The 7,006-nt window shown below is 71.6% G+C and carries 7 protein-coding genes; all 7 read left to right on the top strand.

Annotated elements, in window-relative coordinates:
• Positions 1-119 precede the first annotated feature (119 nt).
• Positions 120-857, top strand: coding sequence for a DUF2786 domain-containing protein (locus tag ABT123_RS36585; RefSeq protein ID WP_351322758.1), 738 nt, complete (start codon positions 120-122; stop codon positions 855-857).
• Positions 858-926: 69 nt separating this feature from the next.
• Positions 927-1,169, top strand: coding sequence for a hypothetical protein (locus tag ABT123_RS36580; RefSeq protein ID WP_351322756.1), 243 nt, complete (start codon positions 927-929; stop codon positions 1,167-1,169).
• Between the two features lie 29 nt (positions 1,170-1,198).
• Positions 1,199-1,663, top strand: a complete 465-nt coding sequence (locus ABT123_RS36575; RefSeq protein ID WP_351322754.1) for a DUF6197 family protein — start codon at positions 1,199-1,201, stop codon at positions 1,661-1,663.
• 92 nt (positions 1,664-1,755) lie between these two features.
• Positions 1,756-3,534, top strand: a complete 1,779-nt coding sequence (locus ABT123_RS36570; RefSeq protein ID WP_351322752.1) for a ParB N-terminal domain-containing protein — start codon at positions 1,756-1,758, stop codon at positions 3,532-3,534.
• 66 nt (positions 3,535-3,600) lie between these two features.
• Positions 3,601-4,023 carry a hypothetical protein gene (locus tag ABT123_RS36565; protein ID WP_351322750.1) on the top strand — a complete coding sequence of 141 codons (423 nt, stop codon included), beginning with the start codon at positions 3,601-3,603 and terminating at the stop codon, positions 4,021-4,023.
• Between the two features lie 134 nt (positions 4,024-4,157).
• On the top strand, positions 4,158-5,375 hold the full coding sequence (locus ABT123_RS36560) for a single stranded DNA-binding domain-containing protein (protein WP_351322748.1): 1,218 nt from the start codon (positions 4,158-4,160) through the stop codon (positions 5,373-5,375).
• Between the two features lie 376 nt (positions 5,376-5,751).
• The gene (locus ABT123_RS36555; protein ID WP_351322746.1) at positions 5,752-6,861 is read left to right on the top strand and encodes a hypothetical protein; all 1,110 of its coding nucleotides are present in this window, start codon (positions 5,752-5,754) and stop codon (positions 6,859-6,861) included.
• Positions 6,862-7,006 lie beyond the last annotated feature (145 nt).

The raw sequence follows: 7,006 nt of genomic DNA, 5'->3' as shown, positions 1-7,006 counted from the left end.
GGTTGACCCAACCCCTAGAACATGGTTTAATTAGTGATGTCGGAAGGGGAGGGCAACCCCCGGCCGGCGAACGGCAGGCCGACCGGCCGCCGACACCCACTCTCACCAGGAGAACGCACGTGAGCACTACGAAGGCCCCCGGAAAGCTCGACACCATTCGCGCCCTGCTCGCCACGGCGGAGGACCCCCGTACGCCGGAGTCGGAGGCGGAGTTGGCCCGGAAGCGGGCGTTCGAAATGATGGCGAAGTACGGCGTCGAAGAGGCCATGTTGAGCGACGGGCAGCCGTCGCGAGATGCGGTCACCGCGCGGTACATCGACCTCCCCAACCCGTGGTCCATGTCCCGCGTCCGCCTCATCTGCTTCATCGCTCAGAACGTCGGCTGCAAGGCCGTGCACATGGGCGTGCGGGGCAGCGTGCGCCGTGTTCACGTCGTCGGCCACGAGTCCGACATCCAGCGCGCCGAAGTCCTGTACGCCTCTCTCCTGATCCAGATGCTCGGCGGGCTCAACGCGCAGGTTGTCCCGTACGGCGTCCGCAGTGCGCGAGCCTGGCGCAACTCGTGGACCATTGGGTTCATCGAGCGGGTCATAGAACGGCTCAAGGCGATCGAGCAGGCCGCCCGCGCCGCCGCCAGCGGGGAAACGTCGGCCACGGGCCGCAGCGGTGAACTCGTGCTGGCCGACCGCGACGCGATGGTGGAGGCCGCCTACCGCAAGGAGCACCCGCACGTTAGGACTTCGCGCGGCTCGTACAGCGGCAGCGGATACGGCGACGGAGCCGCCGCAGGCAACCGCGCCGACATCGGAGGCACCCGCCGCATCGGTGCCCAGACCGCCGGAGCGCTCGCAGCCTGACCGCCCGTCCCGGCCGGGGCGGCAGCCCGCCGCCCCGGCCCCCCGCTCGAAGCGCCGAGGAGCCCCCGCATGTACATGGAATGGGCCCGATTCCACAAGACCGACGAGAGCGGTCGCCACTACTTCCAGACCTACAGCTTCCCCTACACGTGGGCCGCCGCGACGCCGAAGGAGCCCGGCACCGGCCGGATCAGCGAAGCCGCCGCCCTTGCCTACTCGATCATCTGCGCGGCCGGGTGGCAGTGGCAGACGCCGTGTCACTGCGTCGAGTGCACCGTCACGGCCAAGTCCGCCCAGCGCGCAACCACTTGACCGCCGCCGACCACCGCCAAGAGGACACGATGCCGTCCCGGAAGCCGCACGCCACCCCCGCCCGCATCCTTACCGCCGCCGCCGACCACATCGAACGCGTCGGGCTCTACCAGGGTGACCACCTCTGGCAGCCCGGCCGGATGGGCGACACTGCCCCGTGCACCGTGCTGCACGCATGGGAGCGCGGGGTGCGCTCCGTCCGGCCCCGCTGGTCCGTACGCGGTGAACCGTGGGACATCTTCCAACGCGCCCTGTTCGACTCCCTTGTGGTGCTCAGCAACCAGGTCAACGGCCGTCCCGTGTCCGGGGTTCGGTGGCGAAGGCTGCGGCTCACGGAGGACGCCTACCGGCGCACCCTCCTGTGGTGCTGGGGGGACGAGCCCGAGCGGACCACCGCCGAGGCCACCGCCATGATCCGCACCGCCGCAGCCCTTCACCCGAGTGACGGCGATCACAGCATCCCCGGTTGCCCCACTCTCAAGAACATGGTTTAATTAATGGTGTCGGAAGGGGGAGGGCAACCCCCCGACCGGCACCCCACCGGGCCGAACGGCCCGACGAACTCTCACCAGAAAGAGAAGGACCGATGACGAACACCAAGACCCAGGCCGGCGTCCAGGCCGCCCCTGCCCCGTGGCCGACCCTCACGGTCGCCGAGCTGGCCGCGCACCCCGGCAACGTCCGCGACGACATCGAGGTCCCGGCCGATCTGCTGGCCGACGTGAAGGACAACGGCGTCGTGGAGCCGCTATACGTCGTGCGCACCAACGGCGACGTGCCGCAGGTCATCGACGGGTTCCAGCGACTGGCCGCCGCCGTCGCCGCAGGGCTGGAGTCCGTGCCGGTCACCCCGCGCCCGGTGATCCGGATCGACGCGCTCACCCCGCACCCGAAGAACGCCCGCGAAGACCTGGACCTCAACGCGCCGTTCGTGGAATCGCTCCGCGCCGAGGGGTGCCGTATCCCCGTCAAGGTCCAGCGCCTTGACGGCGGAGTCCTCCAGGTCAACGACGGGAATCGCCGCTACTACGGCGGGCAGGACGCGGGACTTACCCACCTGCCGTACGAGTGGGAGGACGACGACCGCGACGCGGCCGGACAGTTCCTCGACATGATCACGACCGCTCAGCACCGCAAGAGCCTCACCAAGACCGAGATGAACCAGGCCATGTTCAGCGCGGCCAAGGCGGGCGCGCAGGTGGGCCGCATCGCCAAGGCCGCAGGCGTGCGGCAGAAGGACGTCAAGACGCTGGTCAAGGTCCGGTCCGACGAGAAGCTGTCGGCCGCCGTCAGCGGCGCGAGCAGCTACGAGTGGACGTTCGAGCACCTGGCCGCGCTGTCGGAGTTCGCGGACGACGCCGAAGCGCTCGCCGCGATCAGCGAGGCCGCCGCCGACGACGACGCCGACGAGGGAGACGTTGACTGGGCCATCGCGGTCGAACGGACCAAGCGCGACAAGCGGACCAAGGCCGAGGCCCACCGCGCGGAGCTGGAGGCGGCCGGGCAGAAGATCCGGGACGCCGAGGAGCTGTCCGAGCGCGCCATGCCCGTGTGGCGACTGCGCGGCATCAGCACCGAGGAGCACGCCGACTGCAAGGGGCTGGTGTGGGTGTTCGACGAGCGCCGGGCAGACCGGTACGAGCCCTACTGCTCCGCCCCCGGCCTGTACGGGCACACGGTGCCCGAGGGCAGCAGCGGCAGCGGCGGCGGCACGAAGACCGCCGCCGAGGTGGAGGCCGAGCGCGCGGCCCGCGCCGCCGTCAAGAAGGGGAACATCGACTGGGACGCGGCCGAGGCCCTGCGCCGGAAGTGGATCACCGACCTGATCAAGCGGCGCAACCTGCCGAAGGCCACGACGAACACCCTGATCGGGCACGTGAACAACGCTCTGCTAAACGGAAGTTGGGGAATCTGCGACGACCTGAACAAGGAGCCGACGACGGAGATCCTGGCCGCATTCCTGGGTCTGAGCACCGAGCAGGCCAAGGACCGGGGCAGCTTCGCCGGGCACGTCGCCAAGGACCCCCGCAGGGCCCCGCAGCTCCAGTTCGCCGCCATCGCCGCTGTACGGGAGAAGTGCGCGAACCGGTCCGCGTGGAGGACGGACAGCCAGCGCGCCCCGTGGACGCGGACGCCCACCGGCCGGTGGTTCCAGGTGCTCGCTTCCCTCGGGTACCCGCTCACGCCCATTGAACAGTCGGTCGTGGATGACGAGCCGTACGACCCGTCGAAGAAGAAGCCCCGCGCGATCACGTCCGGCAGCGAGCCGGAGACCGAGCAGGAGCCCGGCACCGACGAGGAGCAGGGCGAGCCGGAGGCCGAGGAGGCCGACGACCCGGCCAGTGACGACGAAGCCGCCGCCTAACCGCCTCAGTCGCCCGACGCCGGGGGCGGGAGCCCTCCCGCCCCCGGCCACCCCAGGAGCCCCACAGTGACCCGTACAGCTCTGTTCGAGACCCACGCCGACGACCACGGTTGCGGATGCGTTCCCGCCCCTGCCGAGCCCGACCCCGGCACCATCGCCGACATCATGCAGGCCCGCGCCATCGCGGGCGGACTCGCGGAGTTCGGCATCGGGCTCCGCCGCTGGTCGGCCGCCTACGACCACCAGGCCGCCGCCGTCGTCCTGCGCGTGGACACCCCGCGCGGACTGTACGCGCTCGCCATCCCGGCCCCCGGCCAGCCGTTCCCCGTCCGCCACCGTGGCGAGCGCATCGGAGCACTGGACTGCCGCCGCACCTACGGCACCGCCGACAGCTACACCGCCGCCCTGTTCGCCGCGTTCCTCCGCGACCGCGCCGCACTCGATATCCCCGGCCGGGATGCTTGCCCCACACCTCAAAACATGGTTTAATTAATGGTGTCGGAGGGGGAGGGCAACCCCCTCCGAGACGACGGGCCGCCAGCCGGCCCGAGACCGGCCGTACGCGGAGGGCAACCCGCCCGGCCGGGCCCGCGATTCCTCTCTCACCAGCAGGAGCAACCACGATGACCAGCGCAGCCATGCGGTTTTCCATCCCCGCGACCGCTCAGTCCCGCGTCCGTCAGCTTGTCGAGGCCACCAACGCCCGCGCCGCCGTCCACCACCTCAGCGCGTACGCGCTGGACATCTCCAAGCCGTTCCTGGCCGACTACCACGACATCGACGGCCGCCTGATCGGCCAGCGCCCCACCGTCACCGTGACCATCTCCGGTGACATCCCCCGTCACCACGGCTGGACCGTCATCGCCCGCCTGGACCACGACGAGGAAGGCGAGACGATCACCAGCCTGTTCCCCGGACTGCCCGAGCAGGACGCCGAGGCCGCCCGCCAGTACCGCGCCATCGAGAACTTCTGCCACGGGTGCGCCGTCACCCGGCACCGCACCGCCACCTACCTTGCCCGCCACGAGAACGGCGAGATGCGGCAGTTGGGCACTACGTGCGTCGAGCCGTACACCGGCCTGCCGATCAAGGGGCTTGAGGCCCTGTGGCGGTTCGGCACGCTGAAGGACTCCGATTGGGACGCCGAGGGGGGCGGCATCCCGGCCGATCTCCGCGTCCCGGTGATCGAGGTCCTGCGGGTGACCGCCGCCATCGTGAAGGCGGAGGGCCGGTTCTACAGCCGGTCCGAGCAGTGGAAGAACACGATGCCGACTGCCGACGGCGTCGAAGCGTACTTCTTCGACCGCAAGGCCCCGATGGAGTGGCGGGCCGCCATCGACGCCGACCCCGACGCGCCGACCACCGCCGCCGCCGTCCGGGCATGGGCCGTCCAGGGATACGGCAGCCTCTCCGACTACCGCCACAAGGTGGGCCAGTTGGCGAAGGGTGAGACCGTCGACCCGCGCCACCTGCCGACGCTGGTGTCCGCCATCGCGGGGTGGTACCGCGACCAGGAGAAGGAAGCCGCCGAGCGGGCCGCCCAGAACAGCAAGCCGCAGGGCACGGTGGGCGAGCGGATCACCACCGCCGCCACCGTGACCACCGTGATCGAGCTGGAGGGCCGGACGTACGGCTACCACACCCAGCGCCGCCGACTGGTGAAGTTCCAGGACGGCGACGGCAACGTGTTCGTCTGGTTCAGCTCCGCCGCCGACGTGCCCGACCAGGGCGACGAGGTCGAGCTGACCGGCACGGTCAAGGACCACAGCATCTACGGCGAGACCGCACAGACCGTGCTCACCCGGTGCCGCGTCGCCGCCCGCGAACCGGTCGCCGCGTAGCGGCAGCCCCGGCCGGGCGGGGGCCACCGCCCGGCCGGACCCCGGCCGCCGGGCCGTGGGTCGGGCGGCATCGAGCCGCCCACCCCACGCAGCGCCCACCACCGAGCAGGGCCGCCCACGTCGGCGGCCAGGCCCGATCACGGGCCCCGTACGAAGGGCGTCCCTCCGGGACGGCTCAGCCCGGCCCGGCTCGCAGCCGGCCGGAACGTCCGGGCCGCGGGCGGCCCTCCCGTCCCGTCCGGACGCCGGGCCGAAGGGCGTGCCCTGCGGGCACGACGGCACTGTCCATCGCGCTCCGCACGATGACGGGCGGCACCTCCCCGACGCCGTACGGCACGCCGCCGACCGCACCACCGAAATCCCGAGGAACACCCCCATGCCCGAGAACGCACCCGCCGCCCCGCATCAGGTTGCCCACCTCGGAGACCCGTCTCCGCAGACCTGTATCCAGGTCGCCCGGCAGGCCGCCATCCTCGCCGTCACCGCAGCCGACGACGCCATGACCGCCATGTGCCGCAGCCGATCCGGTGCCGCCGCCCGTCTGGAGGCGGCCATGCACGCGGCCCACAAGGAAGCCGTCGAAGCCGAGGGTCACGCGGACCGCGCCGAGCAGTACGCCGACGACCCCACCATGCCGAGCAGCGCCCCCTTGTACTGCGCGCGTGCGGCTGTCGACCACGCTGTTCGGGCTCAGTCGGCCGCTGGATCCGAGACGACGGCCGAGGACCTGCGGGCCGAGCTGGAGCGGAAGCTGACGGCGGCCGAGTACGCCGAGCGGGAGACGGAACGTCGTTGGGAAGAGGCCGAGCGGGAGGCCGAGGAGCGCGCGGCCACCGGCATGGATGCGGACAACCGGGACCAGGCGGTGAGGAACCGGTATCTCGCCGAAGGGCACGTTGCCGAACTCGGTTGGACGGCGGGGCACGTCCGTGTGCTGGAGGCCGCCGTGTCCGGGCGCCTGTACTGGCGAGACGGTAGGGCCCGGCAGGCAGCCCGGCGCGGTGTGTGGTCCGGTGGCCGGCGGGTCAGCCGCGACCGGACCGAAGCCCTGTTCATCGCGCGGTTCCTCCTCGCCGTCCGCCAGGACGACGGCACCCGCGTACTGACCCCCAGCCCGATGGGACAGGTCGCCCTTGAACTGGCCCGGCTCCACCCGGCCGGACTCCACGACAGCGACCAGGCCGCCTACGAGGCACGGTTCGCCCGGGTCCGGCGACGCTACAAGCGCCGCGACGACCAGAAGGCCGCAGCCCGCGTGCTCCCGCCGCTCGATTCCAGCGCCCGGAACCTGTACCGGAAGCCGGTCACCCTCACCGAACAGCGGGCCCGCGCCGAGCGCGATGCCGCCGACCGATGGGAGGACGAGGGCGGCTACTGCCCCGGCTCGCACACTCCGCGCACCGCGGTGGACTCCGTCGCGAGCCCGTCCGTCCGGATCATCCTGCCTGTGCACCGGCACACCGCCGTGCAACCTGCCCTCTGGTGACGGTGACGCATCCGAGGCGCCACCTGACCAACCGCGATCCGCCGAACAGCTTCGTTGGGTGCCGGCGAGGGCGGAAAGGCTGCCTCCGGCGGGTCCTCCTCGGAGGGGGTGGGGGCTGGTCGGTCGAGTGCCGCGCCGTCGTGGT

It is taken from the genome of Streptomyces sp. NPDC002054 (genome assembly GCF_040296685.1).
In the GTDB taxonomy this organism is placed as follows: Bacteria; Actinomycetota; Actinomycetes; order Streptomycetales; family Streptomycetaceae; genus Streptomyces.
This window is presented reverse-complemented; position numbering and strand designations above follow the sequence as displayed.